Origin of the sequence: Chitinophaga sp. NPDC101104 (assembly GCF_050277495.1) — a bacterium.
Lineage (GTDB): Bacteria > Bacteroidota > Bacteroidia > Chitinophagales > Chitinophagaceae > Chitinophaga.
This window is the reverse complement of the sequence record NZ_JBNNSF010000002.1, coordinates 572506-598584: the sequence shown is the minus strand read 5'-3', so window position 1 is coordinate 598584 and position 26079 is coordinate 572506. Positions and strand designations below refer to the sequence as shown.

At 56.4% G+C, this 26079-nt stretch carries 18 protein-coding genes; 10 read left to right on the top strand and 8 right to left on the bottom strand.

Annotation, left to right across the window (positions count from 1 at the left end; genetic code table 11):
- Positions 1-2: 2 nt before the first annotated feature.
- Genes ACQKLP_RS21090 through ACQKLP_RS21075 form a run of 4 tightly spaced genes read left to right on the top strand, consistent with a single transcriptional unit; the run spans position 3 to position 7243 of the window.
- Positions 3-3494 (top strand): SusC/RagA family TonB-linked outer membrane protein, encoded by a 3492-nt coding sequence (locus tag ACQKLP_RS21090; protein WP_427324937.1) that lies wholly within the window; start codon positions 3-5, stop codon positions 3492-3494.
- A gap of 12 nt (positions 3495-3506) precedes the next feature.
- A complete protein-coding gene (locus ACQKLP_RS21085) occupies positions 3507-4889 on the top strand; it encodes a RagB/SusD family nutrient uptake outer membrane protein (RefSeq protein WP_427324936.1) in 1383 nt (460 codons plus the stop codon).
- A 48-nt stretch (positions 4890-4937) separates the two neighbouring features.
- On the top strand, positions 4938-5999 hold the full coding sequence (locus tag ACQKLP_RS21080) for a TlpA family protein disulfide reductase (protein ID WP_427324935.1): 1062 nt from the start codon (positions 4938-4940) through the stop codon (positions 5997-5999).
- Entirely contained in the window at positions 5999-7243 is a 1245-nt protein-coding gene (locus tag ACQKLP_RS21075; protein ID WP_427324934.1) for an amidohydrolase family protein, read from the top strand. The genes ACQKLP_RS21080 and ACQKLP_RS21075 overlap by 1 nt, the downstream gene beginning before the upstream one ends.
- 64 nt (positions 7244-7307) lie before the next feature.
- Here the strand turns inward: ACQKLP_RS21075 and ACQKLP_RS21070 are convergent, their stop codons facing one another.
- From ACQKLP_RS21070 to ACQKLP_RS21045, 6 genes are all read right to left on the bottom strand, one after another.
- Positions 7308-9299 carry an FAD-dependent oxidoreductase gene (locus ACQKLP_RS21070; RefSeq protein WP_427324933.1) on the bottom strand — a complete coding sequence of 664 codons (1992 nt, stop codon included), beginning with the start codon at positions 9297-9299 and terminating at the stop codon, positions 7308-7310.
- Between the two features lie 15 nt (positions 9300-9314).
- Positions 9315-10760: a RagB/SusD family nutrient uptake outer membrane protein gene (locus ACQKLP_RS21065; protein ID WP_427324932.1), complete on the bottom strand. Its 1446-nt coding sequence runs from the start codon at positions 10758-10760 to the stop codon at positions 9315-9317.
- Between the two features lie 27 nt (positions 10761-10787).
- Positions 10788-14051: a TonB-dependent receptor gene (locus ACQKLP_RS21060; RefSeq protein WP_427324931.1), complete on the bottom strand. Its 3264-nt coding sequence runs from the start codon at positions 14049-14051 to the stop codon at positions 10788-10790.
- Between the two features lie 279 nt (positions 14052-14330).
- Entirely contained in the window at positions 14331-15494 is a 1164-nt protein-coding gene (locus ACQKLP_RS21055; protein WP_427324930.1) for a FecR family protein, read from the bottom strand.
- Positions 15495-15582: 88 nt separating this feature from the next.
- Positions 15583-16179 carry an RNA polymerase sigma factor gene (locus ACQKLP_RS21050; protein WP_427324928.1) on the bottom strand — a complete coding sequence of 199 codons (597 nt, stop codon included), beginning with the start codon at positions 16177-16179 and terminating at the stop codon, positions 15583-15585.
- A 139-nt stretch (positions 16180-16318) separates the two neighbouring features.
- The gene (locus ACQKLP_RS21045; protein ID WP_427324927.1) at positions 16319-17134 is read right to left on the bottom strand and encodes a class I SAM-dependent methyltransferase; all 816 of its coding nucleotides are present in this window, start codon (positions 17132-17134) and stop codon (positions 16319-16321) included.
- A 195-nt stretch (positions 17135-17329) separates the two neighbouring features.
- Here ACQKLP_RS21045 and ACQKLP_RS21040 point away from each other — a divergent pair, with 195 nt between their 5' ends.
- Both ACQKLP_RS21040 and ACQKLP_RS21035 read left to right on the top strand, forming a co-directional pair.
- Positions 17330-18205, top strand: coding sequence for a helix-turn-helix domain-containing protein (locus ACQKLP_RS21040; RefSeq protein ID WP_427324926.1), 876 nt, complete (start codon positions 17330-17332; stop codon positions 18203-18205).
- A gap of 37 nt (positions 18206-18242) precedes the next feature.
- Entirely contained in the window at positions 18243-19247 is a 1005-nt protein-coding gene (locus tag ACQKLP_RS21035; RefSeq protein ID WP_427324925.1) for a hypothetical protein, read from the top strand.
- A 36-nt stretch (positions 19248-19283) separates the two neighbouring features.
- On the opposite strand, the gene ACQKLP_RS21030 is transcribed toward ACQKLP_RS21035, so the two are convergent.
- Entirely contained in the window at positions 19284-20147 is an 864-nt protein-coding gene (locus ACQKLP_RS21030) for a sugar phosphate isomerase/epimerase family protein (protein ID WP_427324924.1), read from the bottom strand.
- 315 nt (positions 20148-20462) lie between these two features.
- Between ACQKLP_RS21030 and ACQKLP_RS21025 the strand changes: the two genes are divergently transcribed.
- The 4 genes from ACQKLP_RS21025 to ACQKLP_RS21010 all read left to right on the top strand — a co-directional run bounded on the left by ACQKLP_RS21025 (position 20463) and on the right by ACQKLP_RS21010 (position 25221).
- Complete coding sequence (locus ACQKLP_RS21025) at positions 20463-21239, top strand: alpha/beta fold hydrolase (RefSeq protein WP_427324923.1); 777 nt, start codon at positions 20463-20465, stop codon at positions 21237-21239.
- 220 nt (positions 21240-21459) lie between these two features.
- Positions 21460-23619, top strand: a complete 2160-nt coding sequence (locus ACQKLP_RS21020; RefSeq protein WP_427324922.1) for a sigma-54 interaction domain-containing protein — start codon at positions 21460-21462, stop codon at positions 23617-23619.
- 251 nt (positions 23620-23870) lie between these two features.
- Positions 23871-24626, top strand: coding sequence for an SDR family oxidoreductase (locus ACQKLP_RS21015; protein WP_427324921.1), 756 nt, complete (start codon positions 23871-23873; stop codon positions 24624-24626).
- Between the two features lie 235 nt (positions 24627-24861).
- Entirely contained in the window at positions 24862-25221 is a 360-nt protein-coding gene (locus ACQKLP_RS21010) for a YciI family protein (RefSeq protein WP_427324920.1), read from the top strand.
- 72 nt (positions 25222-25293) lie between these two features.
- Here ACQKLP_RS21010 and ACQKLP_RS21005 read toward each other — a convergent pair whose 3' ends face one another.
- Positions 25294-26073, bottom strand: a complete 780-nt coding sequence (locus ACQKLP_RS21005) for a succinate dehydrogenase cytochrome b subunit (protein ID WP_427324919.1) — start codon at positions 26071-26073, stop codon at positions 25294-25296.
- Positions 26074-26079 lie beyond the last annotated feature (6 nt).

Here is a 26079-nt window from a genome sequence, read left to right as displayed (position 1 = left end):
TGTTGTCTTCACGGACGACGCTACTCTTTATTGCCCTTACCTTACCGGGCCAGCTGCTGCCTACGCAGGTGCTGCACGCCCGCCAGCAGGAAACGGCCGGTTTCCGGAAGGAACCCGTCGAGAAAGTTTTCAAAACTTTGGGCGCCCGGTACAAGGTCCGCTTCTTCTATTCCGGTTCCGTGGCCGCGAAGAACGCCATCATTTCCATGCCGCAAAACACCCGCAGCCTTGAAGAAGCGCTGCAGTACCTGACGGAACATTATGATTTCCTTTTCCGGCAGCAGGACAATATGATCAGTGTGAGCCTGAAAAGCGCCCGCTCGCTGGACCCCGTGTACCAGGAGCGCGTAGTGAAAGGACGCGTGGGCCTGCTCGATGGCGACCGGATCATATATGCCCCAGGCGTCACCGTTCGCGAAAGCGGCACCACCAGCGCCACCATCACCGATGAAAAGGGATATTTCAATCTCAAACTGAAAGGCAACTCGTCGCAGCTCATCATCAGCTATCTCGGATACGAGACCAGCCAACAGGAAGCAGGCGCCAACACTATGCTCAACGTGACGCTGAAGCCCGCTGCCCAGGCCATCCGCGAAGTGGTGATCTCCACCGGCTACCAATCCCTCGCGAAGAAAAACACCACCGGCGCTTATTCCTCCCTTTCCCCGCAGGAGATCGAGCGCAGGAGCAGCCAGTCGCTCAACCAGATCCTGGAAGGCAGCATCCCCGGACTTACGCTGGCCACACGGTACACCGGCCTGGCACGCGACCGCCAGTCGGCCGGCGTGGACCTGCAGATGCGCGGCGGCAGCGCCATCGCCGTGGAAAGGAACCAGCCGCTGATCGTGGTGGACGGGTTCCCGGTGAACCAATTGCCCGATAACATGAACGACGTGGAAAAGATCGACGTGCTCAAAGACGCGGCAGCCGCGGCTATCTGGGGCGCGCGCGCTTCCAATGGCGTGATCGTGATAACGACCAGGCGTGGCAAAGACGGGAAAGTCCGCATCAACTACGCCGCCAACACCTACTTCACCCAGCGGCCCGACTTCTCGAAGCTGCATCGCGCTTCCGCGACAGATGTCCTGGATTACGACAAGGAATTGTACGATAAAGGGTATGTTTTCCCGGCGATGTTCGCGGGCGGCACCAACGGCTATTCCCCGTCTTTCGACCTGCTCCTCCGCCTCGACGCCGGTGATATCAGCCAGTCTGACTACGCCCGCATGCGCGACTCCCTGGGCGGCATTTCCAACCAAAGCCAGATCCGCGACGGGCTCACCCGCACCGGCATCCGGCAGAACCATTACCTTTCGTTTTCCGGCGGTAGCGACCGGTATCGTTATATGATCTCTGGATCGTACGACAATAACAAATCGAACTTCATCGGCAACAAGGAAGAGCTCTTCCAGCTCAACGCCCGCAACGATATCGAAGTAACCCGCAACTTCAGCGTGAACGTAGACATCAACGCCATTTCCGGCAGTTCGAAAGCCGCCGGGGCTTCCAATTTCGATGTCCAGCAATTGCCGCCATACCAGTTGCTGCGCGACGAACAGGGCAATTACATCCGCGAATACATCTCGTTCAATAAAGGCTCCAACGACGAGATCGTAAAAATGGGGTATCTCGACAACGGCAGAAACCTCATCGAAGAATCGCTGCTGGCCGATAACCTGACCAAAAAATTCGGCATCCGCGCGAAAGCGGGCGCGGTATGGAAAATCTGGAAAGGCCTGACGGTCAATTCGAGCTTCCTGTACGACCGGTTGAAATCCAGCACCAGGAAGATCACCGATAAAGACGCCTATGCCGCCCGTTCCTACATCAACCGCTACGCCAACGTGGAAAACGGGAAGGTGATTTTCAATATCCCTGTCGGCAACATGCTCGACCAGTCGGAAACCTCCTACAACAACTGGGCGTGGCGCTCACAACTGAACTATTCCACGCTGATCGATTCCAAACACTTCATCAGCGCGATCGCCGGTTTCGAAATGAAGAAAAACGTCACCGACGGGTTCAGCTTCCGGAAATTCGGGTACGACGACGAGCTGTTGGCCTGGCAATACATCGACCAGAAAAAACTCGCACAGCCCGGGTTGATCTGGTGGAACGGCAGCGGGCTCGCATCTTTCGACCCCAACAGCCTCGACCGGTTCAGTTACAATGACGTGCGCGAACGGTCTTACTATGGGACTGCCGTGTATACTTACGACGACCGGTATACCTTCACCGGCAGCTACCGGGTAGACCAGTCGAACATGTTCGGCGCCGATCCCAAATACCGCCGCACCCCGTTATGGTCTGTGGGTGGCGCGTGGAACGTGGCCGAAGAAAACTTCTTCCGCGTACCGGCCGTGAGCATGCTGAAACTCCGCGTTACCGCGGGCCTCACGGGCAACTACGACCGCGAGACCACGCCGCTGCTGGTAGCCACCCGTACCTTCCAGGCCGCCCTGGCGGATTATCGCGCACGCGTCAACTACTACAACCCGAAACTCCGTTGGGAACGCACGCGTACCATCAACGCCGGGCTTGACCTCGGATTACTGAAAGACAGGTTCCAGGTGTCGGTAGACGTGTACAACCGTTATGGGTACGACCTGCTCGGCAGCGTGCTGCTCGACCCTACGGTGGGCTTCAATACGTTCAAGATCAACGCATCGAAGATGACCAACAAGGGTGTAGACCTCGCCATCCAGGCCAACATTATCGACGGGAAGGGATTCCGCTGGTCGTCGCGCCTGAACGCCGGTTTCAACAAAAACAAGATCACCGACAACAAGATCCAGGACAGCAACCCTGCCATCAGCCGGGTGAGCGGCGGCGGCACGTATGTGGAAGGTTACCCGCGCGAAGCATTCTGGAGCTACCGCTGGGCGGGGCTCGACGAGCGCGGCAATCCGCTCGTGTATGGAGACAACAACGAGAAAGTGAAGCAGGCCGTGCTCTCTTCGCTGGTGAACAATGGCGTATACAGGGCGCCTTATTCAGGAGGGTTTACGAACATCTTCTATTACAAGGACCTCTTTGCCAGCGCGTTCCTGACATACAACTTCGGCAACATCATCCGCCGGTATACGCCGGATATGAACGGGCTCGCCTTCGGCACCAACTACGACGCACGCGTGTCTGAACGTTGGCGCAAACCCGGCGACGAAGCCGCTACCGACCTGGCTTCCATCACCCCTTCCTGGGACCCGGCCGATTTCTATGACGGCCGCGAACGTGCGATCCAGTATTCCACCAACAGCGAGATCCCGGGCGGGTACATCCGTCTCCGTGAGGTGCAGCTCGGATATAAATTGCCTTCCACGCTTATCAAGCGCACCTTCATGAAAAACGTTTCGGTTGTAGCGCAGATGAACAATGTGGCGCTGTGGAAGAAAAACAAATTCGGCATCGATCCCGAAGCGGTAGACCCGGTGACGGGAACGTATTTCCTGCCCGAACCGCGCGTAACTACATTGACTTTAAGGGTTGAACTGTAAAAAATGAAGCACATGAAAAAAATCACGCTATATATCGCCGCGGCGCTTACCCTCACGGCAGGCGGCTGCAAAAAATTCCTCGACGTTACGCCGAAAGGCAGGATCCTTCCTACTACCGTGGCGGATTATGAACTGTTCATGAACGACGTGGTGCTGGCCGATGCGGGTTACATCAGCCCGGAATTCGCGACAGACGACCTTCTTTTCAGCGAAGAAAACGCGCGTCTCGTGGCCCGCACTACCAAAATTTATCTCTGGCAGAAAGAAACGATGCTGGTGACGGAAGACGATAGCGAATGGAGCCGCATCTACACCAATGTATTCAATTGCAACCTGGTGCTCGACAAGATCGACGGTGCCACGGAAGGCACGGCGGAAGATAAAGCCCGCATCAAGGCGGAAGCCAAGATCCACCGGGCATGGGCTTTCTTCCATCTCGCCAATATCTACGGCAAGGAATACACGCCGGCTACAGCGGGCAAAGACCTGGGTACTCCCCTGCTGCTGATCCCCGACCTGGAAGCCAAAACCACCCGCGCCACCGTGCAGGCCATGTATGACCAGGTGCTCAAAGACCTGAACGACGCCCTCGCCACCGCTTCGCTGCCCGATGTGGGCCGCAACTACGTTCATCCCGGGAAAGCCGCGGCCACAGCACTGATGGCCCGCGTACAACTGTACATGGGGCATTATGCCGAAGCAAAAACCTTCGCCGAAAAAGCGTTAACCTACAACGCTACACTGCTCGATCATAACACCTTCTCTTTTTCCAACCCGGCGAAGCCATACAGCGGCGTCAAAAACAAACCGGCCGCGGAACTCAACCCCGAAAACCTCTTCCCGCGCACCAACGGACAAACCGGTACTTTCACGCGGTTCATGATCTCTCCGGAACTGCTGGGCATCATCGGCGAAAAGGACCTCCGTTACGTATTCGCATTTACCCGTATCCCGTTCTCGGCTTCTACACCTGCCGGCATCTATCCGGATTACCTGCGGTTCCCGGTGAACTTCAGCATCGGGGTACCCGAGATGATGCTCATCAAAGCCGAAGTGCTGGCCCGCAACAATCAGAAAGACGAGGCCGTGGCCCTGCTGAACACCCTTCGCCAGAAGCGCTTCAAACCCGAAGATTATGTGCCCCTCGCGGCGGCGAACGCAGACGAGGCGCTGCAACTCGTACTCCGGGAAAGAAGACTGGAACTGCTCTACAAGGGCGTTCGCCTGTTCGACCTGAAGCGCCTGAACCAGGACCCGCGCTTCAAAAAAGACCTCGAGCGTACGCATAACGGCCAAACCTACCGCCTGCCCGCCGGTTCGCCTAACTACCAGATGGAGATCGCGCCGAAGATCATGCTCATCAACCCTGCCATTCTTCCCAATATCAGAAACTAACCATTCATGCCCGGGGTACACAGTGCCCCGGGCTTAACCCGTTCCCACATGAAAAAATCATTGTTCACCGCCGCCTTCCTCGCCGCCGTTTCCAGCGGATTTGCCCAGCAGCTGCGGATTTCCACGCCCCTGCATGCCGACGGGTCGAAAGTGACGATCTACCGCGAATGGCCGGCACGCCAGCTCATCGATACACCGCTCGTGAAAGACGGGCGCATTTCCATCCGGTTGCCCGGCAACGGACGGGCCGTGTATTCCGTTCAACTGCGGAAGCCCTGGGCCAGCGCTACCGTATTCTCGTCCCGCCAACCGATAGACGTCGTTATCGGGAAAGACACACAGGTAGTCGTAAAAGGTGACGCGGTACTGCAGCAACTCATTGCCTTCGAAAAAAGCCTGAAGCCGCTGGAAGCCGAGTGGAGCAAACTGGGCGCGGAATACGGCAACGAGCAGGACATGGAAAAGAAACTCGCCCTCAATGCCGCCACCAACCGCATGGCCACCGAAGTGCAGGATAAACGGCTCGCCTTTGCCCTGAAGCATTCCGGCAACCTCGCCGGCGCCTGGAGCGCTTACCAATACGCCTTTGCATGGACGGATGCCTCCCTTTCCAGGCTCATCCCCTCCTTCCGCCAACATCCCTGGGCCTCGGCCACGCTGGCAAAGCTGGAAGAAAAGCAGGCAGAAGCCGCCAGCAACAATATGACCGGACAAACCGCACCGGCGTTTTCCCTGCGCTCCATCAACGGAGACCTCGTGTCGCTGGAAAGCCTGCTGGCAACTAACCGATATGTGCTGCTCGACGTATGGGCATCGTGGTGCACACCCTGCCGCGCAGGCAACCGCAAGCTCGCGCCGCATTATGCCGCGCTGAAGAAAAAAGGCATTGAAATCGTTTCCATTTCGGTAGATGAAAAAGACGAGCTCTGGCGGAAAGCCGTGGCGGCCGATAACATCCCCTGGCCGCAGCTGGTAACGCCGGAAGGCATGAAAAGTCCTGTTGTGGAGGCATACAAGGTAAAATCGCTGCCCGCTACCTTCCTCATCGACCCATCCGGGAAAATCATCCGGCAGCATGTGGAATTACCTGAACTCGAAAAAATAGACTGATGCGATACGCTGTTTTGATTGTATTGAATTTTATATGCGGGACGGGCGCTTCGGCACAACAGCTCCTCCTGAAGAACGTGACCATCATTGACGGCGATGCCGCCGTGCAACCGAGACGCGCATCCGTGCTCATCAACAACGGCGTTATCCGGGAAATCTACACCAAAGTTCCCCGGAAACTCCCCAACACCGAAACGATCGACTGCTCCGGCAAATTCCTCGCACCAGGCCTCGCAGACGCACATGTTCACCTGGCCACCGCTGTAGACGAAGACCTTTCCAAAGCGCGACGGGAGACCGACAGCATTATGGAGAATATGGTGCGCCACGGCATTACCTCCGTCCGCGATATGGCCGGAGACGCGCCCTACCTCGCCGCGCTGAAGCGCGACGTGCATTCCGGCAAAACCATCGGGCCCGATATCTGCTACGCGGCACAGTTTGCCGGGCCGGGGTATTTCGACCTGGTCCGCCGGTCGGGGCGAGACGGTGATCTGGGCAACAGCGCCTGGTATAAAGCCATTTTCCCGGGTGTGGATATAACCGCCGCCATAAGAGCCGCGCGCGACGCGGGCGTTACCGGCATCAAGATCTACGCCGACCTCAGCGCCCAACAACTCCGCGACATCACTACCGCCGCCCACCAGGCGGGATTGCAGGCCTGGAGCCACGCCGCCGTGTTCCCCTGCAAACCGGGAACGGGCGTGGAAGCAGGCGTCAACAGCATGTCGCACGCCAACGACTTCGCGTTCCAGCAGCTTCCCGGAGATACGCTTGAGATCGGCAAAGCCTGGGGCGCGCTGTACAAAAAGGATTTCCGGCTGGATACGGTTGTGATCGAAAAACTAATGCAGCGCATGGCCGTCAAATCCATCTTCCTCGACCCCACCGTTTTCCATGCCGAAAACAACAAGATGCACAGCGCCGCCATCGTCACCCGGATCGCACATCGCAACGGCGTGAAAATAGTGACCGGCACCGACTGGATCTATCCCACGACCGGCGAAGTACCGCTTTTGCAGGAAATGCTGCTGCTCCAGCAAAAATGCGGGATGAATGCGGCGGAAGTCATCCACGCGGCCACGCTCAACAGCGCGAACGTATGTGGCCAGTACGACCGGGGCCGGGTGCGCCCCGGCATGCGGGCAGACCTCCTGCTCCTCGGCGCCGACCCGCTGCAAGACCTTCGCGTGCTGTTCCGGCCCCTGCAGGTGTTCCTGAAAGGCAAACCCATCCTTCAATAGATAGTGGTCAAATAAGAAAAGCCCGCCGGAATGGCGGGCTTTTTTCTATGATATTGATCAAAATCTACTGCACCGGAATAAACAGCACCGCATCCGCGATCACAACCCCATCCGCTCCGTCTGTCGTGATTTCCACATATCCTTTTCCTCCTTTGGTGAGCTTCACCGTGCCCAGGTCTACCCACTCTCCCGACGTCTGTCCTTCCACCTTCACCGCATCCGCCGCAAAATCCAGCGGCTTCACGGACTTTCCGTCGGTCGACATTCTGATGCTGGTATGCCTGGCCATGTCTGCCTGTTTAGGCACATAGGAATACACCTTGTACATGCCGCTGCGCACCACTTTCGGCGTGAAGCGCACCGTGCCGGCGGCGCCTTTCTCCGACACGTATGCCGACGGGCCGTACGCGCCGCGGTTGATCTTCTTCCAGTTGCCGGTCACGGTCACCTGTTGCTGATCGTCGTTGTCTACGAGGATCTCCGCCGTGGCGTTGGTAGCCAGCGGCCGCGCGCGCAGGGTTTCCCGGAGCTTGGCCACGTCTACCTGCTGCACTGTCTGATTCGCATCGATAGCCATGGATGCGGCGGTGGCCGCCGATTGGCCCAGCACCATGAACACCGGCTCCATGCGGATGGAACCGTATGCGATGTGGGAAGCCGACAGGCAAATGGTCACCAGCACGTTCCCGCAATCTTCCGCTTTCGGGATGATGGAACGGTACGAAATAGGATACGGCCCGAATCCGCCGATCTGCACATCGCCTTCGTTCTTCACCATACCGTCTACGATAATGCGCTGGCAGTTGTGGGAATCCATGGTATAAGCGGCCATGCCCACGCCATCGTCGACCGTATCGCGGCCTTCGCAATTGGCCTGCGTCATCACGTAAGCCCCCACCATGCGGCGCGCTTCGCGGACGTACATCTGCGGCGACCAGTTGCCGAATTCCACATATTCGTCTTTCGGATAGCCCCACTGCAACATTTCCTTGCGGAGATTCTCGGGCATGCGGGGATCGTGGCCGATGAAGTACAGCAGCCCTTTATTGTACAGCTCGTGCGCTTTCGTGATGTTGGCGCGGGTGGCGTAGTCCGCTTCGGGATAATTCCAGTTCATACCGATCATGTCGGTGGAAAAGGAACCGTTGTTGTTGATGTCCGTCTTGTGGTTGGGCATGCGGTCGAATTTGAGGATGCCGTTGAGATTGCCCGGTTTGATGCGGTCCACCACGCGCAGCAGCAGTTCGTAGCGTGTAGAGTCATATCCTTCCGGCCGGGTGATGGGCACCCTGTTTTCGGGTTGGTTGGACAGGCAGATGCGGAAGTTGTACGCCTGCACTTTTTTGTCGCCCGTGCCCTGGGCCGCCAAAGGCTCGGTACTGATGCCCCAGAGCACGCCGCTGTTGGGATCGCCCGGGATTTTGTAGGGATCGATGCCTTCGGGGAACTGGTGCTTGTCGCGCAGTTGCACACCGTTGTATGTTTCGCCGTACTGCGCGTTGGCTTCGCGGCCCACCGTGTAGGAAATGCCGGCCAGCGCGAGGAGGTCGCCTTCGTAGGAGCAGTCGATATACATTTTCGCGCGAACGGCGGAGACTTTGGGCGCCCCTCCCACGGAGGATTCCAGTTGTATTTCCGTCACCTTTCCGCCCGATTTTTCCGCTTTGGTGATACGATGGTCGTACACGATATCGAGCGCCGCTTCCTGGACATATTGCTTAAATACTTTTTCGGCGACGGAGGGTTCGAAGATCCAGGTCTCGAACTTCCCGTAATGCTTCCCGATCCGGCGGTAATAATCGCGGGAAATACCGGAAATGGCGTATTTGTTACCGATGTCGGTATAGCCTAATCCACCGGAAGTGAGGCCGCCCAACCGTTTGCCGGGTTCGATCACCACTACGGATTTATTCATCTTCTTGGCCGTGTATGCAGCGATCACGCCGGCGGAGGAGCCGCCGTACACACAAATGTCCACTTCCCTCACCTGCTGCGCCATTACGCTGCCAGGCAATGCCAGCAGGCAATAGAGTACTGTCTTTCTGATTGTTTGCATCTTTTTTCAATTGGATTAGTAACCGGGATTCTGATCCTTCACGGGATCTATGGCTTTGTTATAATTCGTTTCTATCACCGGGATCGGCCAGAGCAGATGCCTGTCGGCCATCGTCTTTCCTTTCCCGGCCAGGATGGTCTGTTTGGCGATGCCGAGCCGCTTCAGATCGAGCCACCGCTTCGACTCCCCGCAATTTTCATACCCGCGTTCGCGCACTACCAGGTCGATGAACGCCTGTTTGCTGCTGTAGTCCGCCAGTTTGAAATCTACCGCCGGATCAGCTGTCAGGGGATTTTTTCCGTAAGCCCTGCGGCGCACCATATTCAGCTTCTCCATCGCGTCGGCATTGGGCGCACCCGCTTGCGCCACGCATTCCGCGTAAAACAGCAGGATGTCGGCATAGCGGTACATGGGATAATCGTTCCCCCCTGCCGAAACCGCCTGCTTGTCCTTGAACTTCTTCAGGAGGATGGTGGTAGACCCGAGGCCGAACGTTTGCGGGTACCAGTTAAATGTATAGCGCAGATCGTTCTTATCCCAGCTTTTGATGAAAGGATTTTGCTCGGAATCGCTGTAAAAAGTATAATATCCCCCCGGCGGATAAAACCCGGAATTGGGGTAATGGCAGTACATGGGATATGAAAACCCTTGTCCATTGGGCACCCGCGCATATTTCAGGTAGAAAATCTCTTCCGTTGAAGTAGAAATGTCTGCGCCGAACACTTTCTCGAAATCTTCCGCGACGTCCACTTTCACGAGACTGAATTTCCCGGAGTTGATGATATTCCCCGCCATGTCGCGCGCTTTATCGTACTGGTGGAGGTTCATATACACATCCGCCAGCAGCGCCCTGGCTGCCGATTTCGACGGCGCGCCGCTCAGCCTCGGGTTATCCGGCAATTTCGGTTCCGCCCATTCCAGGTCTGCCAGGATGAATGCATACACCTGCTCCTTCGAATTGCGCGCCAGCTCCCGGTCGTTCATGTTCTTTTCATCGCGGAGCGGCACACCGCCCCAGTTGCGGACGAGGTAGAAATAGTTGAGCGCACGCAGGAATTTGGCTTCGGCCAGGTACACATCCACCTGCGCCGGCGACAATTTCTTCCCCAGCGGCGCCCTTTCGATGACGATGTTCGCATTGCGGATGGATTCGTAAAAAGCGGCCCACATATCGCCCACGCGGGTCACGTTGGTTTGGTCGAGCCCCGTGAAATCGTTCAGCGGCGCGTGGCTGCCGCGGCCGTACATGTATTCGGTGTAAATCTCGTGCTGGCATTCGTACAGCGCGCCGAGCGTGCTGCCGCGGCGGATGGGCACGTAAATGGCGTTGAGGCCGGCTTCCACTTCGGCGGGCGTGTTATAGAACAGTTCCGCTGCGATGGACTGCGGCTTTTCTTCGAGCGCGTCGGAACAGCCCGCCATCACCAGCATCGTTAATATCAGTATTGCAATTTGTTTCATAATGGTGGATTGGAAGATGAAAAATGATCAGAACCCGCAGCGGATGCCCACCGTTACCGATTTGCTCATCGGGTAGATGGAATAGTCGATACCTTGCGAGATGGAGTTGGAGCCGCCATAGGCGTTCACTTCCGGATCGTACCAGGAATATTTCGTGAAGGTGATGAGGTTCTGGCCGCTCACATACACCTGTGCGGAACGGAACCATTTCGCCATATTGGAAACGGGCAGGTTATACGCCAGCTGGATGTTGCGGAAACGCAGGTACGATCCGTCTTCCACGAACCTGGACGACATGTTGGCCGTCAGCGTCCGCGTGATGCGGGGATATTTGGCGTTGGTATTCTGCGGCGTCCAGTGGTTGTCGTATACCTCGCGGGGCAGGTTGAGGCCCATACCGAGGTCCAGCGCGCCAACGCGGTTCAGGTTGAACAGGTCGTTGCCCTGCGAGCCCTGGATGAAAACCGTCAGCTCGAACCCTTTATACGAGGTCACGGAATTGAGGCCGTAGATGAAATCCGGGTTGGGATCGCCGATGAAGGTTTTATCGGCGGCGTTGATCATCCCGTCTTTGTTGATGTCTTCGTACTTGAGGTTCCCCGTTTCCGTGTACCCGATTTCCTTATACCCGTAAAACACGCCCAGGGGCTTGCCTTCGCGGAGAATGTTGATGAAATCCTGTACGGAACCGGTGTAGAACGTTTCGCCGTTGATGTCTTGCCCGTTATACAGCTTCAGCACCTTGTTCCGGTTCAGGCCGAGGTTGGCGCTGAGGTTCCACGACACTTCACGCGCCTGGAACAGGTTCGCTTCCACCCCGATCTCGAAGCCCTTGTTCTCGATCTCGCCTACGTTCTGCACGGTGGTGGCATAGCCCATCGACACGGGCAGCTTCACGTTGTTGAGCAGGTCGCGGGTCTTTTTATGGTACACGTCGAAAGTGACGCGCAGGTTGTTTTTCAGGAATGCCGCATCCACGCCCAGGTCTGCCTGGCGCGTCACTTCCCAGCGGAGGTCCCCCGGCAGCGTGGCCCCTGGCGCAAACCCGATCCCCAGCTGATCACCGAAAATGGTATTGAGCGACCCGAGCTGGCGCAACGTGGAATACGGCCCGATAGACGGGTTGCCCGACAATCCCCAGCTGGCCCGCACCTTCAGGTCGGAAATTACTTTGGAGCTTTTCAAAAACGGTTCGTTGGAAGCTTTCCAGGCGATGGCGGCCGACGGGAAATTCTCCCACTGCTGCCCGTCGGAATAGCGGGAAGAACCATCTCTGCGGATGCTCGCCGTCAGCAGGTATTTATCCTGGAAGGAATAGTTCACCCGGCCGAGGTACGACAGCAGCGCCCATTTCGCGTAACCGGAAGCAGGGATACCCGGCGTGAGGGCGCCCTGGAGGTTACCCGTGTTCACCACATTGGAAAGGAATCCCGTCCCCGAACCGTTCATGCTCGTCGAAACCTTGTCCTGGTACGTAAAACCCGCCATGGCCGTAATGGAATGATCGCCGAAGGTGTTGGTATACGTTGCCACGTTCTCGTTCAGCAGGCTCGTGTATTGCGAAGTATACACCGCAGCATTGCCGACGTTGTTCGTGGTTGGCTCGATGTTCTGGAACTGGTCTGTCCGGTCGTTCAGATTGTCTATCCCGCCGGAAATGCGGATGGAAAGGCCTTTCATCGGTTTGATGGTCAGCGCCGCATTGGCCAGCACACGATCGCCCTGGATTTTGTCTGTCCGTTCATTGATGAAAACGAGCGGATTGATAATTACGTTCGAGATAAAGGGATACGCCGTGTTCAGGCGGCGGTAGCTGCCGTCCGGCAGGTAGGGCGAAAGCGAAGGCGGCGCCATGAGCATGCCCGAGATCAGGTCGCTCCCGCGGTTGCCGAGCCCGGAATTCTGGCGGGCGCTGTTGAGGCGGGTGAGGATCGTGTTGACAGACACGCTGAAAATCTTGCTGATATCGTGCTCGATGTTACCACGGAGGTTATATCGTTTATAGTCGCTCGTTTTCACGATCCCGTCCTGCAGGAACGCGGAGCCAGACAGTGAGAAGCGGGTTTTATCCGTTCCGCCGTTGACCGTGGCGCTGAAATTGTAGATCGGCGCGGTGCGCAGCACGATGTCTTGCCAATCTGTACCTGGATTTTTACTCAGACTGTCGATATGCGCGGGCGTGAAATATTCTGCCACACCGTCGTTGCGGGCCTGTTCGTTATAGAGGAGCGCATATTCGCGGGCGTTCATGAGGTCCATTTTTTTGGAAACGAACTGCCAGGTGTATCCCGCGTCGATGTCCACTTTCGTCCGTTCCCCTTTCCGGCCGCCTTTGGTGGTGATCATCACCACGCCGTTGGCGCCACGGGAGCCGTAAATGGCAGTGGAGGATGCGTCTTTGAGGATTTCCATCGACTCGATATCCGCATTTTGCAGGAAAGTAGGATTGCCGTCGTACGGGAAACCATCGATCACATACAGCGGTTCGTTGCCACCGAGGATGGAGTTGGTACCGCGGATGCGGACGGAAACCCCGCCGCCCGGGGAGCCTCCGTTCTGGATCACGCGAACGCCTGCCGCACGGCCGTTGAGCGCCTGCATGATATTGGTGGACGGGAATGCGTTGATCTCTTTGGATTTCACCTGGCTGAGGGAACCGGTAAGGTCGCTCTTGCGGACGGTACCATAGCCCACTACCACGAACTCATCCGCACTGGCGGCCTGCGCCGAGAGGGTGAATTGCATGGGTTGCTCGATCAGCGCGGTTTTCTCGGCGCTCTTAAACCCGATGTACGTGACTTCGATCACGGTCCCCCGCGCCACGCGCAGCTTGAAATAGCCTTCCGCATCGGTTACCGTGCCCTGGGAACCGCTGCCCTTCACGGCCACCGTGGCACCGGGGAGCGGCGCGCCGTCGGTGTCGAGCACACGGCCGGTGATATTGAGCATCGTGTCCTGTACGAACACTTTTACGGGAGACAAGGGCGAGAAAACGGTCCGCCGTTCCTTGATGACGATATTTTTCCCGATGATCGAATAGGAAAGCGGCTGGTCTTTGAGCACCAGTTCCACGGCTTCTTCCAGCGGAAGGTTGTTCGCCTTCACGTTGATGCGCGGTGCTTTGTCGATCAGCAGATGATCATAAAAAAATACATAGCCCGTTTGTTTCTCGATCGTCCGGAAGAGTTTTTCGAGAGAGGCGTTCTTTTCCGAAAGCGAGACCTGCTGCGCCAGGCTTTTTGCGCTCACCTGCAGGCACGCAGCGAATAGCAAAATTGCGGAAAACTTCATACACAACAGCGTTTTGTAAATCCATCGCCGCGTAAAATACCGCGTACAAATAGCACTAATTTGCATAATTTTGGTTTGTTAGGGTAATAAAAATCCCGCCTGGCTGAAAGGCCAGGAACGTGGAATGCCGTGGAAATCCATTTGTCATGGTTTGCCCTTACATCCTTGCCGGCCCCGACTGCCATCGGGTCCGGTTTTTTTATGGGCGCAACCGTTTACGGAGAGATTATGTCGGTTTTTTCTTCATAACGATTTTAACGGTGGAATGATGATTGATGATTATGGTATAACGATGATCTTTTTCCCTTCTATCCTGAACCGGACGCCGCTGAGCTCCAGGATTTTCAATACGTCTTTCACACTGCTGCTCCGCTCGATCTTACCGCCGAACTCACGGTCGGGAACAGCGCCTTCGTAGGAAATTTCCGCGTCGTACCACCGCCCCACCTGGCGCATGACGCCGGGCAGCGATTCGTGGTTGAAATGGAAATACCCGTTCTTCCAGGCCACCGCTTCCTCCACGTCTACCCCATCCTGGATGCTCATGTTCCCTGCGGGATGGGCGGTAACCTGCTGGCCGGGACGCATGTTCAGCGAATGCCCGCCCTGGTCCACTTTCACGGCGCCTTCGAGCAGGGTGGTGCGGACGGTGGCTTCGTCTTCATACGCCATTACATTGAAATGCGTGCCCAGCACCTGCACCGTCATGTCTTTCACCTGCACGCGGAACGGCTGCTGGACGTTCTTCGCGATCTCGAAATACGCCTCGCCCCGAAGTTCTACCACGCGCTCCTTTCCGTTGAAGGCCGTCGGGAACCGGAGCGACGATGCGGCGTTCAGCCAAACGGACGAGCCATCGGGCAGGATGATGCGGAATTGTCCGCCGCGGGGCGTGGCCAGGGTATTATAGGCCACTTCTCCCTGCGCGCCGGTGCCCTGGTAAGCCAGTTGCCCGCTGTCCAGCTTGATGACCTGCACATTGCCCTGGCTGGCGATGGCGCCATTGCCGGCCGTATCCAGCGTGATGGCCTGGCCCCCCGCGAGGTACAGCACGGCCTTGTTGCCGCCGGGGACCACCTGCAGCTGGGCTTCCCCGTCTGCCACGACGGGTTGGGGCCCGGAAGTGCGCATCCAGAAAAACCCGACGGCGGCGATCGCCAGTACGGCCGCCGCAGCCCAAACGGGGTGCAGTTTCCGGACGATGGATCGCTGCGGAACGGGTTTGCCGCTACCGGAAAGGATGCGGTGGCGGATGGCGTCCATCCGCGCGGGGTCTGCCTGGCCGTGCGCAGATTTGTCGCGCAGCATGCCGCCCACGGCCTGCTCCCATTGCCGGCGCATGTCCGGATCGCCGAGCGAGTCCAGCAGCCGGGAAGCTTCTTCCTGGCTCAGCTCTTCGTTCAGGTAACGTTTGAGTAAGTTGGAAAATGTCTGTTTGTCCATAACGTGCGATCGGGTTGCCGGCAGGGCCGGGTCGTATGGTAAAGACGCATAGCTCCGCGAAAGGGAGGTGCCGGAATAAAAAAATATTTCAGGAAAGGAAAATCAGCGCCCAAAGCGCGCTCATAGCTCCGGAGGGATGGTTGGAGAGGGTTTTGCGCAGCGTGGCGATGGCCTGCACGATATAACTTTTAATGGTGATCCGCGAAACGCCCATGGTGGTAGCGATCTCTTCGTGCCGCATCCCTTCGAACCGGCTGAGGGTGAACGCCCGCTGCTGTTGCGGCGGCAGTTGCCGGATGGCGGTCATCACGCATTGTTCCAGTTCGCGGAATTCCGCCGCATGATCGGCCTGCTGGCCGCCGCCTTCGTGGAGGAACTGGAGCACATATCGCCGGTAAGCGTCTCCCGAAGCGAGTTTGCGGAAACGGGTGTAGATGAGGTTGCGGGCCGTGATGAAAAGATACCCTTCCAGCCGCGCCACTTCCGGCAGCTCCGCCCTTTTTTCCCAGAGAATGGTGAACACGTCCTGCGCGATGTCTTCCGCCATGGAAGCGGATTTGGTGAGGGCCAGCGAGGTGGAGTAAACGGCATCCCAATACCTGTCGAACAGCGTGCGGAACGCCCCTTCGTCGCCACGGGCGAGCCCGCGCAGCATTTCGCTATCGCTATGTGGAATTTCGTGCATGACCGGTAAAAGAAATTGGCTGATCTACTGTCGAAATAAAATTAGTAAAAATTCCGAAGCCACAAATTATTATAGCCCCGGCAAAAAACCGGGGCTATGTGCAATATGCGGGACCGTTCCCAAATCCGGTGAGGAAATGCTATCTGCGGTTGACGGTTACTTTCAGGAACGTGGCGGGGATCAGCGTAGTGCCGGCCGAGCCGCTTTCGTTCTTTTCATTGAACAAGGTTTCCAGCTCCTGTTGCAATTCGGCCGATTTCCCTTTTTTCTCCGCAGCTTCGTAGGCATTCATGGTGGGGCCGTAAAACTGCCGGAAGCGGTCGAGGAATTCGGCGGGCGAACAATCGATCCCGAAATGGAAGGTTTCCCTTTCGAAGGAAATATCGTCCCCCGACACGCCGGCGTTCACGAAACGCTGCTTCACATGGTCTTCCAAGCCCCAAAGCATCGGGCTCACGAAACCCTCGGGCGGCGGCGGTGTGTAGGCGGAACTGATCTTCAATATCTGCGCCACCAGTGTCGGATCTCCCGGGATCCAGTTGCCCATCACGATCCGGCCGCCGGGCCGGGTCACGCGCACCAGCTCGCTGGCCACGTCTTGCGGTTTGGGTGCGAACATGGCGCCGAAAATGCTCACGGCCAGGTCAAACTGCTGATCGCCGATCCCTTCCAGGTTAGTGGCATCGCCTTCGCGGAACTCGATATTGGTGAGCTGCTCCGCCTCTGCACGCCGCTTTCCCGCCGCCACCAGGTTGCTGGCGATATCGACACCGAGCACATCCGCGCCCAGCTTCGCTTCGGGAATGGCCGTGGTACCATCGCCACAGCCAAGGTCCAGCACCTTCATGCCCGGGGTAACACCCAGCCGGGATACGAGCGCCGCACCGCTTTCGCGCATGCTCTCCGCAATTTTAGTGAAATCGCCTTTCTCCCATAACGCTTTGTTTGGATTCATTTTGATTGGATTTTAACATGAAAAAATTCGTGTCGCCACGATTGGGGTTTATTAAATGTGTATTATTTGGGGTGATGTTGACAAATGCGAAATTAACTACAAACAGGCGGCGGGACTTGACTTCCGGGTCCAAAGATTTGACTTAAAAGCTCAGCTGCGGGGAATTCCGGAATTTCAGTAAATTTAAGGATAATTATGCTCAACTTCTTTGAACGCGTATTGCAGCATCCCCAATTCTACCGCCAGTTCACCTGCGGCCAATCGCTCATTACCGCCTTCAATTGCCCCATGGAAGCCCGGCTCATGCAATCGCGCTTCGCGGATTTATGGACGCAGTACAATTATCTGTTTTATGTAATCGACGGAGAGAAAACGTGGCATACCGCCAGGGGGGCGTATCATATCCGGAAAGACAGCTGCGTATTCGTCCGCAAAGGCGGGTTTATCCTCGAGCAGATCATGGATACCGGGTTTTGTGTGGTCCTGTTCTTCATACCGGACGCGTTCATCTGCGAAACCCTCCAGGCCCGGTCCAAACCGCTGCCCATGTACCAGCGCCATTATGAGCCGGTCATGCTCCTGGAATCCAGCGAAAAACTGAAAGGCTTCTTCCTGTCCATGTCCGCCTATTTCGCCGAAAAGCAGGATCCCGACCCTGCGCTCCTGGAACTCAAATTCCGCGAGCTGGTGCTCAACATCGCCGACAATCCCCTCAACCAGGAACTGCTCTCCTATTTCTGCTCCCTCATGCACGGGCCGCGCGGCATTCAGCTGGAACGCGTCATGGAAGACAATTTCTGCTTCAACCTGAAACTGGATGTTTACGCCGAACTGAGCAACCGCAGCCTCTCGGCGTTCAAAAGGGATTTCGGAAAAACCTTCGGCACCACGCCCGGCAAATGGCTGCTGGAAAAACGATTGCAACATGCGCGCATCCTCCTGAACAACCGCGACAAATCCGTCTCCGACGCCGCTTTCGAAAGCGGGTTCGAAAGCCCTTCGCATTTCAGCCGCGCCTTCAAGTCGCGCTTCGGCCAATCGCCCGCAACTTTGAAAGGGAACGCTTCGTAAATCCCTGCCGGAAAACCATTTATCTGACAATATGCTTATGCGCAACCTGACTATTATCCTCCTGCTCATTATCAGCAGCTCGCTATCCGCCACCTCACAATCCATTCCGCCCGGCATGAAAGGCGTACCGGCATGGTTCTCCGCGTGGGACTTCGTTTGCGCCCATAAATTCGGCTCGTCTCCCGGAACGCCCGTCATCTTCCTGTACGACGATTCCCTGTATTATTCGACCGCCCCGGTAGCCGCTGGGGACAAGCGTTTTCATTGTCCCGGCCCAGGGGGAAAAACGCTGGAATGGTATACCGGCGCGCATAACGGAACGTTGCGTATCCCCGATAGACAGCTGGTGCCGCTGGGCCTCATGTCTTTCGCCGCGGCGGATTCGGCCGGTCATCCGTTCTTCGTGATGGCCGTCCCCGGTTTCTGGGAAAAAGCCGGTGTGCAAAGCAAGGAGCTGGGGCTGGACAAGCTCATCACCGCCGTGTTCCTCCACGAATTCGCGCACACCCGCCAGCAGCGGGGCATGGGCGCTACGGTAACCGCCATCGAACAAAAACATCCATTCAAGGACCCGCCACTGTCAGACGATATCGTACAACATACGTTTTCCAGAGACAGCGCGTATACCGACAGCTGGAGAAAGGAAACCGACCTGTTTTACCAGGCCGCATTCCACGCCGATAAACAGGCCAGGAAAAAACTAACCTGCGATGCGTTGCGGATGTTGCACGAGCGGCAGGCCCGTTATTTTACCGGCGACAAACAGATTTTACGCGAGCTGGACGATATTTTTCTGACGATGGAAGGATTGGGGCAATTTTCGGGGCTGTACTGGCTGCAACATCCGTCTGGCGGAGGTTTCAAATATGACATCGCCGTGGAAGGGATGCGGCGGAAGCGGAATCAATGGTCGCAGGAAGAAGGGCTCGCCATGTTCCTCGTCCTCGATCAGACCGATAGTAAAAAATGGCCGCGGCAGGTGTTGTCTGACGAGCCGCGGACGATCGTGGAATTACTGCATTCGGCATGTGGTTGCCCTTAAAAAAGAAAGCGGGAAGCCAGGCTTCCCGCTTTTTGATTATGCGAATTTTTTAGTGTCGAGGTAGCGATGGCTTTGTTCGATGCCTTTGAAGATATCGCCCTTGCTTTCGTCCTGCTCCACGAACCATTCCTTCAAACCCGCCTTTTTGCGCGCGGCGAAAATACGGTCGAAATCGATGGAACCGTTGCCCACTTCCGTAATGTCTTCCGAACCTTTTTCGAGGTCTTTCACGTGCCACAGCGGGAAGCGGCCGGGGTATCTTTCGAACCAGGACACGGGGTCCTGTTTCGCTTTCACCGCCCAGTAGAGGTCCATTTCCATGTTCATCATGGCAGGATCGGTGTTTTTGAGGAGGTATTCGTATAAGAGGGAGTCGTTATATTTCTCGAATTCGAAATCGTGGTTATGATAAGCGAACCGGATGCCGGCGGATTTGGTTTTCTCACCGGATTTGTTCAGCAGATCGGGCAGTTGCGCGTAGAATTCGCCGGTCCTTTCTTCGGGGAAGAGGTAAGCGCAGGCCATATATTTTGCGCCGATGGCGTGCATGTCTTCCACGGCTTTGTCCCAACCGTCGAGCAGCGTGCCTTTCATTTTCATGGCATGGCCGGGGAGATGGTGCGAGCTGAGTACCTGCATGCCAGTTCCCGACAGAATGGACTTGAATTCCGATACGCTTTTACCGAAGAAGGTGCCGTTGTAGCCGTAAATCTCCAGTTTGTTGTACCCGAGTTTGGACAGGCGTTCCAGGGTGCCGGGGAGGTCTTTCGCGACGGCATCTCTCACCGTATATAGCTGGATGCCCAGTTTTTTGGAGGCCGAAGGACTGGCCCAGAGGGAGGAGGTCGACAGTCCGGCTGCGCCGATCGCCAGCGATTTGATAAAATTTCTTCTTTGCATGTAGAGTAGATATGATTTGGGTGATGATAGACGCCGGGCCCACTGTTCAGACCCGATCCACATGCAATGATAGAAAAAACCCTTTGTATTTGGCGCCGTAAATCCCTGCAGACCGGGATAAATATTTTTCCTTGGGCCTCCGGGCCGGAAAGTATCATTTCCTGCCCTTTTGCGAAAAAACGAAATACAGCGCGCGCTTTCGCGGATTAACGGAATCCGGTGGCAGGGAAATCTCCCGGATTTTCATGAACGATTCTCCATCAATTATTTAGGGCATTGGCGTGCCACTTGCAAAGTACAGGCAAACTTCAAAGTATGTCTATCATGAAACAAACCTTCGCCGCCGCAATCTTTTCCGCGGCCGCATTGCTGGCCCCCTCGCAAGACGCGCAGGCCCAGGCTGCCCCCAAAGGCGTAAAAAACATCGTGCTCGTACATGGCGCCTTCGCCGACGGCTCCAGCTGGGCCAAAGTGATCCCCGGGCTGCAGGCCGCCGGGATGAACGTGATCGCCGTGCAAAACCCGCTCACTTCCCTGGAAGACGACGTAGCCGCCACCAAAAGGGCCATCGCATTGATGGACGGGCCGGTACTCCTTGTGGGCCACTCCTACGGCGGCATGGTGATCACCGAAGCCGGGAACGACCCCAAAGTGGCCGGGCTCGTCTATGTGTGCGCGCTCATCCCGAACGATGGACAATCCGCCACCGATGTAGGAGCCGCCTTCCCCGCCGCGCCCGGCAACGCCGAGATCAGGCCCGATGCAGCAGGGTTTCTCAGCCTCACCCGCAAAGGCATCCGCGAGCATTTCGCACAAGACCTTCCCATGCAGGAACGCGACGTGATCTTCGCGACGCAAACGCCCTGGGCAACCAAAGCCACCGTCACCAAAATCTCCACCGCCGCCTGGAAATCCAAACCCTCCTGGGCGATCATCGGCACCGAAGACCATATGGTTACGCCTCCGCTGGCAAGGGCCGAAGCGAAAATGATCAACGCCAAGACCTCCGAACTGAAAGCAAGCCACGTCCCCATGGTATCCATGCCCAAAAAAGTAACCGACATTATCCTGGGCGCCGCCCGGGAACTGTAACCGGACTGCAACATCCCCATAGCATGTAAATGGATCAACCCGGGCCTTTGTGCCCGGGTTGATCGTTTTTGTGGAGATGGACAACGATTTCCATCATACTGATTGTCAGCAATTTACATTGAAAACATAATTTTCCGGCTGGATTTTGTCCAATTATGAATTCCCGATTGTTTTTAGAACGAGACCCATGATTTAAAACTTCAAAAATCTGTCCATTAGCATGAAGACTTCAACTACCAACACCGCCGCCCCCGGCCGAAAAACCTTGATGGTAGCCGGTTACACGAACGAGCGCCCGCATTTCCCCGAATTGGGCGGCCAAATCTCCGAAGCGCGCGAGCAACGCTTCATTCCAGATTTTTACAGTGAGATCGCGGCCGCCCGGTCGCGGAACGAGCTCTCCCGCGCTTTGCGCAACGGGATGAAAGGGATACCATCGGCCGGAGGGTTCCTCGTCCAGCAGGTCCACAGCGATCAGACAACTACCAATTACATATACGACGAATCGCTCGAAACCGTCGACAGCGCGCTGGTCCGGGAACTGGTAACGGCGAAGCTGCCCCTGCGCGACGGGTTGCAGGACCGTGTACTGCAGAGCGAAATCCCATTGTTCTTCAGCGTCAGCACGGAAATCGCACGGGGCAACGATGCGCCGTATCTGCAGATATGGAAGAAAGCGGGGATCCAAATCGTGACGGGAACGGCGCTGCGGACGGGAGACCAGCAGCCCGGCATACTCTGGTTGGGCGTTGCGGACATCGATATGCCGCTGCTGCAGGGGATTTGCACGCATGTTTCCATCGCCATGTCCAACATCACGATGAAGGAAGAGCTGCTGCGCCGGGAAACGGAAGCCGCTTTCCTGCATACTTTCAGCCGCGAAATTGCCGCCATCCGCACCAAAGACGATCTCCAATCCGCGATCTCCCAGGTTTTACATAACGTCCTCAACATCCGGCTGGCCATCATCCGGACCATCGACGCCGACGGCGAAACTTTATCTCCCTACCTGTTCGACGAAAGCATGGTGGGCGACCAGGTGGAGGGGTTCCGTTCGCTGATGGCGCGGAAATTAGATATCCATCACCCGCTTTCCGCGCTTGTGTTGCAAAACGGAGGGCCAGTCGTATTTAACGTTTCGGAGGAAGCGGCCAAAGGAGCGGAAGAGCCGATCGTCCGTTTCTGGGAATCGTTGGGGATGGAGCAGGCTTTCGGCGCCCCCCTTCGCATGGGCGACACCAATATCGGCACGCTCTGGCTGTTGACGAACGAAGTAAATATGCCCGTGCTCAACAGCATCTGCGCACAGATTTCCATCGCCATTTCCAACATCCTGGCGAATGAAAAATTACTGGCTTACAAACAGCAACTGGAGAACGAAAACGATTACCTGCGCGAACAGATCAAAACAATCTACGACTTTTCCGGGATCGTGGGCAGCGGTGCGCAAATGCAGAAAGTCTACCGGCTCATCACACAGGTGGCGGCATCGTCGTCGACCGTACTGTTGACCGGCGAAACGGGGACCGGCAAGGAGCTCGTTGCCAGGGCGGTCCACAACGCATCGCCCCGGAAAAGCAGGCTCATGGTAAAAGTGAATTGCGCCGCGCTGCCGGCGCACCTCATCGAAAGTGAATTGTTCGGGCATGAAAAAGGTGCGTTCACAGGAGCGATAGACCGGCGTATCGGGAAGTTCGAGCTGGCTAACAACAGCACGCTTTTCCTCGACGAGATCGGAGAAATGCCGCTGGAATTGCAGGTAAAACTGTTGCGCGTGTTGCAGGAACGGGAACTGGAAAGAGTGGGCGGAAAGTCGACGATCAAGGTGGACGTGCGTATCATCGCCGCCACCAACCGTGACCTGGAAGCGGAAGTGCAGGCCGGAAGGTTCCGTGCCGATCTATTTTACCGCCTCAATGTATTCCCCATCCACCTGCCGCCGCTGCGGGAACGGGCGGAAGACATCGAGCCCCTGGCCAATGCGTTCATCACGAAATTCAGTAAGCAAAACGGCCGAAAAATCAGCGGCATTTCCGCCAAAGTGCTGAAAGCGCTCAAAAGTTACCATTGGCCCGGCAACGTCCGTGAACTGGAACACCTGGTCGAACGCGCCATTCTCCTCAGCGAAGACGCCACCATTCGCGAAGTGCATCTGCCCGATCGTGCGCGGCCGGAAAATGAAGTAGCGCTCCCGCACGCAGCTTTTCCCCAAACACTGGAACAGATCGAAAAATCGTACATCATCGAAGTCCTGAAACGCTGCGGTGGCAAGATTTCCGGCGTGGGCGGCGCTGCGGAAGTGCTGGAACTTCCCGGCACCACGCTGCATTCCAAAATGAAAAAACTCGGCATCCTCAAAGCCGATTACTTCAATAATTAAGACCCGCACAACGAAACACCGGCCGGAACCTTCGCGGTTCCGGCTTTTTCATGCGCGCAACTTCCACGGTATTTCGCGGAACGTCCCGCTTTACGCTGAATAACGTCAATGAAAAACGCCTTATCATAACATATCGATTTGATTATCAACATTTTAAACCAATGGCATTTCGATTGCCTGAAAGCATGCATACCGGCATGGCACATGCGAATCCGGTAGCAACATACATACAAACGTCAAAATATCAACGTATGAAAATCGTAGTAATCGGCGGGACCGGACTGATCGGTTCCAAAACCGTAGACCGCCTGCGCAAGGAAGGGCATGAAGTGATCGCAGCATCGCCCGCATCGGGCGTGAACACCATCACCGGCGAAGGGCTTTCCGAATGCTTGAAAGGTGCGGACGTGGTGATCGACGTAGCGAATTCGCCCTCTTTCGACGACGGCCCCGTCATGGAATTCTTCCAGACTTCGGGCCGCAACCTGCTGGCCGCCGAAGCGAAAGCCGGGGTGAAACATCATATCGCATTATCGGTAGTAGGTACCGAAAGACTGCAGGAAAGCGGCTATTTCCGCGCCAAAGCCGCACAGGAAGACCTGATCAAAAAATCCGGCATTCCCTACTCCATCGTCCACTCCACCCAGTTCTTCGAATTCCTCGGCGGCATCGTCGCCTCAGCGGCGAAAGGCGAGAACATCCATCTTTCGCCCGCTTCCATCCAGCCCATCGCGTCTGACGACGTAGCTGCGGCGATGGCAGACGTGGCCACTGGTGCGCCGATCAATGGCATACTGGAAATCGCAGGCCCTGAAAAAGTGAGCCTTTCCTCCCTGGCCGCGCGCTACCTCCGCGAAGTCGACGATCCGCGCACAGTGGTTTCTGACGTAAACGCAAAATATTTCGGTGCCATGCTGAACGACCAATCGCTCGTTCCCGGCCCCAACCCGCGCATCGGCCGTACCGACTTCGGTACCTGGTTCGCCACGCGCCCGGTGAAGAATTAGGGTGTAAAGGTTGTACCCGGTGCTGATTGTAACGAAGATGACGGGTGTCAGCTCGCTGTGGCTGTTGTAACTGGCATGCGTTTTCCACCCGTTCGCGCATGAAGCCCACCTAACGCCGGCGCGGCCCCCGTATCCGCGACATCCGGTCAACAACGCAGCGACACACCAGCACCCCGTACACCACTGCCCATCATCCATCCAAACATCAATCCGTCATATTTTAAACAACATAAACATGCAAGAGTTCCTCCTCGTGATCCACAGAGATCTGACCAGCGCCCATCCCAAACCCAGCCCCGAGCAGATGAAGGAAGCCCTCAAACCTTACCAGGAATGGGTGGCAGGCATCGCCGCGCAAGACAGGCTGGTAGCGCCTCCCAAACGTTGGGACGTAGACGGAAGGGTGATCCGGTTCGACAAACAGAAAGAACAGGTCCAGAGCGGCCCCTATGCAGAAGGCAAGGAATCCATCGGCGGGCTTTTCCTTATCAAGGCGAAAGATTACGACGAAGCCGTTGCCCTCGCCAAAGGCTGCCCCATCATCCAGTACGGTGCCATCGTGGAAGTACGCATGGCCATCCCGCCGGTTGCATAACCCGGCCAGCAAGCCAAGCGAAAAAAGCCTTTGCAATTCGCAAAGGCTTTTTCTTTTTTTTATCCCTATAATTCAAATCAGGCTCCTGATATAAAATACGACCGGCATCGACGCGAAAGCGATGGGAATGATGACCGCAAACACCCAGACGCCGATAAACCTTATCATCGGCGTGTATTTTCCGTGTGCGATCCCGGCAGACTGGAACGCGCTCTGGAAGCCATGGTACAAATGATACGATACCGCCACCATGGCAAAAAGGTACAGCACCACATACCAAAGCAGGCTGAAACTTCCGGTCACGATCACGTACAGATCTTTCACCCGCACGATCTCCGTATCGCCTTCCGTCAGCACCGCATATTCGAACTCCGGCGAGGCGGGATAGTAAGCGGTGGAAGTGATGCGCCCGTCTGTAAGGTCTTTCCGGTATTCGCGGTACATCCCTTTCGTGAACATGTACCGGCCCCAGAAATTGCTCATGTGGATGACGAGGAACAGGAAAATGATGCTTCCCAGCAAGCCCATGTTCAGCGAAGCCCAGCTGGACTTTGCTTTCGAAGTAACAGCGTACTTCACCGGCCGCGCCCGCCTGTTCTTCAGGGTTTGCACGATCGCATACCACGCATGGACGAGGATACAGGCATAAAGGACGTACGCGATGGCCGTCACCGGCGGAAAATGCGTCATGAAATGCGCGTAGATGTTGAAGGTGTATCCCTCATCTCCCGCAAACAGCGTAAGATTGCCGCCCAGGTGCACGATGAGGAAAAGGCAAAGGAACAGTCCTGTCATGGACATGATCAGCTTTCTCCCCAAAGACGAGCGGAACAGTAATTTAAAATTCATCATGGTAAT

Excerpts from the sequence above, each read along its gene's own strand:
- ACQKLP_RS21005 (WP_427324919.1), bottom strand. The coding sequence starts at position 26,073 with ATGATGAATTTTAAATTACTGTTCCGCTCGTCTTTGGGGAGAAAGCTG.
- ACQKLP_RS21045 (WP_427324927.1), bottom strand. The coding sequence starts at position 17,134 with ATGAATCCAAACAAAGCGTTATGGGAGAAAGGCGATTTCACTAAAATT.
- ACQKLP_RS21010 (WP_427324920.1), top strand. The coding sequence starts at position 24,862 with ATGCAAGAGTTCCTCCTCGTGATCCACAGAGATCTGACCAGCGCCCAT.
- ACQKLP_RS21060 (WP_427324931.1), bottom strand. The coding sequence starts at position 14,051 with ATGAAGTTTTCCGCAATTTTGCTATTCGCTGCGTGCCTGCAGGTGAGC.
- ACQKLP_RS21050 (WP_427324928.1), bottom strand. The coding sequence starts at position 16,179 with ATGCACGAAATTCCACATAGCGATAGCGAAATGCTGCGCGGGCTCGCC.
- ACQKLP_RS21085 (WP_427324936.1), top strand. The coding sequence starts at position 3,507 with ATGAAAAAAATCACGCTATATATCGCCGCGGCGCTTACCCTCACGGCA.
- ACQKLP_RS21040 (WP_427324926.1), top strand. The coding sequence starts at position 17,330 with ATGCTCAACTTCTTTGAACGCGTATTGCAGCATCCCCAATTCTACCGC.
- ACQKLP_RS21025 (WP_427324923.1), top strand. The coding sequence starts at position 20,463 with ATGTCTATCATGAAACAAACCTTCGCCGCCGCAATCTTTTCCGCGGCC.
- ACQKLP_RS21080 (WP_427324935.1), top strand. The coding sequence starts at position 4,938 with ATGAAAAAATCATTGTTCACCGCCGCCTTCCTCGCCGCCGTTTCCAGC.
- ACQKLP_RS21020 (WP_427324922.1), top strand. The coding sequence starts at position 21,460 with ATGAAGACTTCAACTACCAACACCGCCGCCCCCGGCCGAAAAACCTTG.
- ACQKLP_RS21055 (WP_427324930.1), bottom strand. The coding sequence starts at position 15,494 with ATGGACAAACAGACATTTTCCAACTTACTCAAACGTTACCTGAACGAA.
- ACQKLP_RS21035 (WP_427324925.1), top strand. The coding sequence starts at position 18,243 with ATGCGCAACCTGACTATTATCCTCCTGCTCATTATCAGCAGCTCGCTA.
- ACQKLP_RS21075 (WP_427324934.1), top strand. The coding sequence starts at position 5,999 with ATGCGATACGCTGTTTTGATTGTATTGAATTTTATATGCGGGACGGGC.
- ACQKLP_RS21030 (WP_427324924.1), bottom strand. The coding sequence starts at position 20,147 with ATGCAAAGAAGAAATTTTATCAAATCGCTGGCGATCGGCGCAGCCGGA.
- ACQKLP_RS21065 (WP_427324932.1), bottom strand. The coding sequence starts at position 10,760 with ATGAAACAAATTGCAATACTGATATTAACGATGCTGGTGATGGCGGGC.
- ACQKLP_RS21015 (WP_427324921.1), top strand. The coding sequence starts at position 23,871 with ATGAAAATCGTAGTAATCGGCGGGACCGGACTGATCGGTTCCAAAACC.
- ACQKLP_RS21070 (WP_427324933.1), bottom strand. The coding sequence starts at position 9,299 with ATGCAAACAATCAGAAAGACAGTACTCTATTGCCTGCTGGCATTGCCT.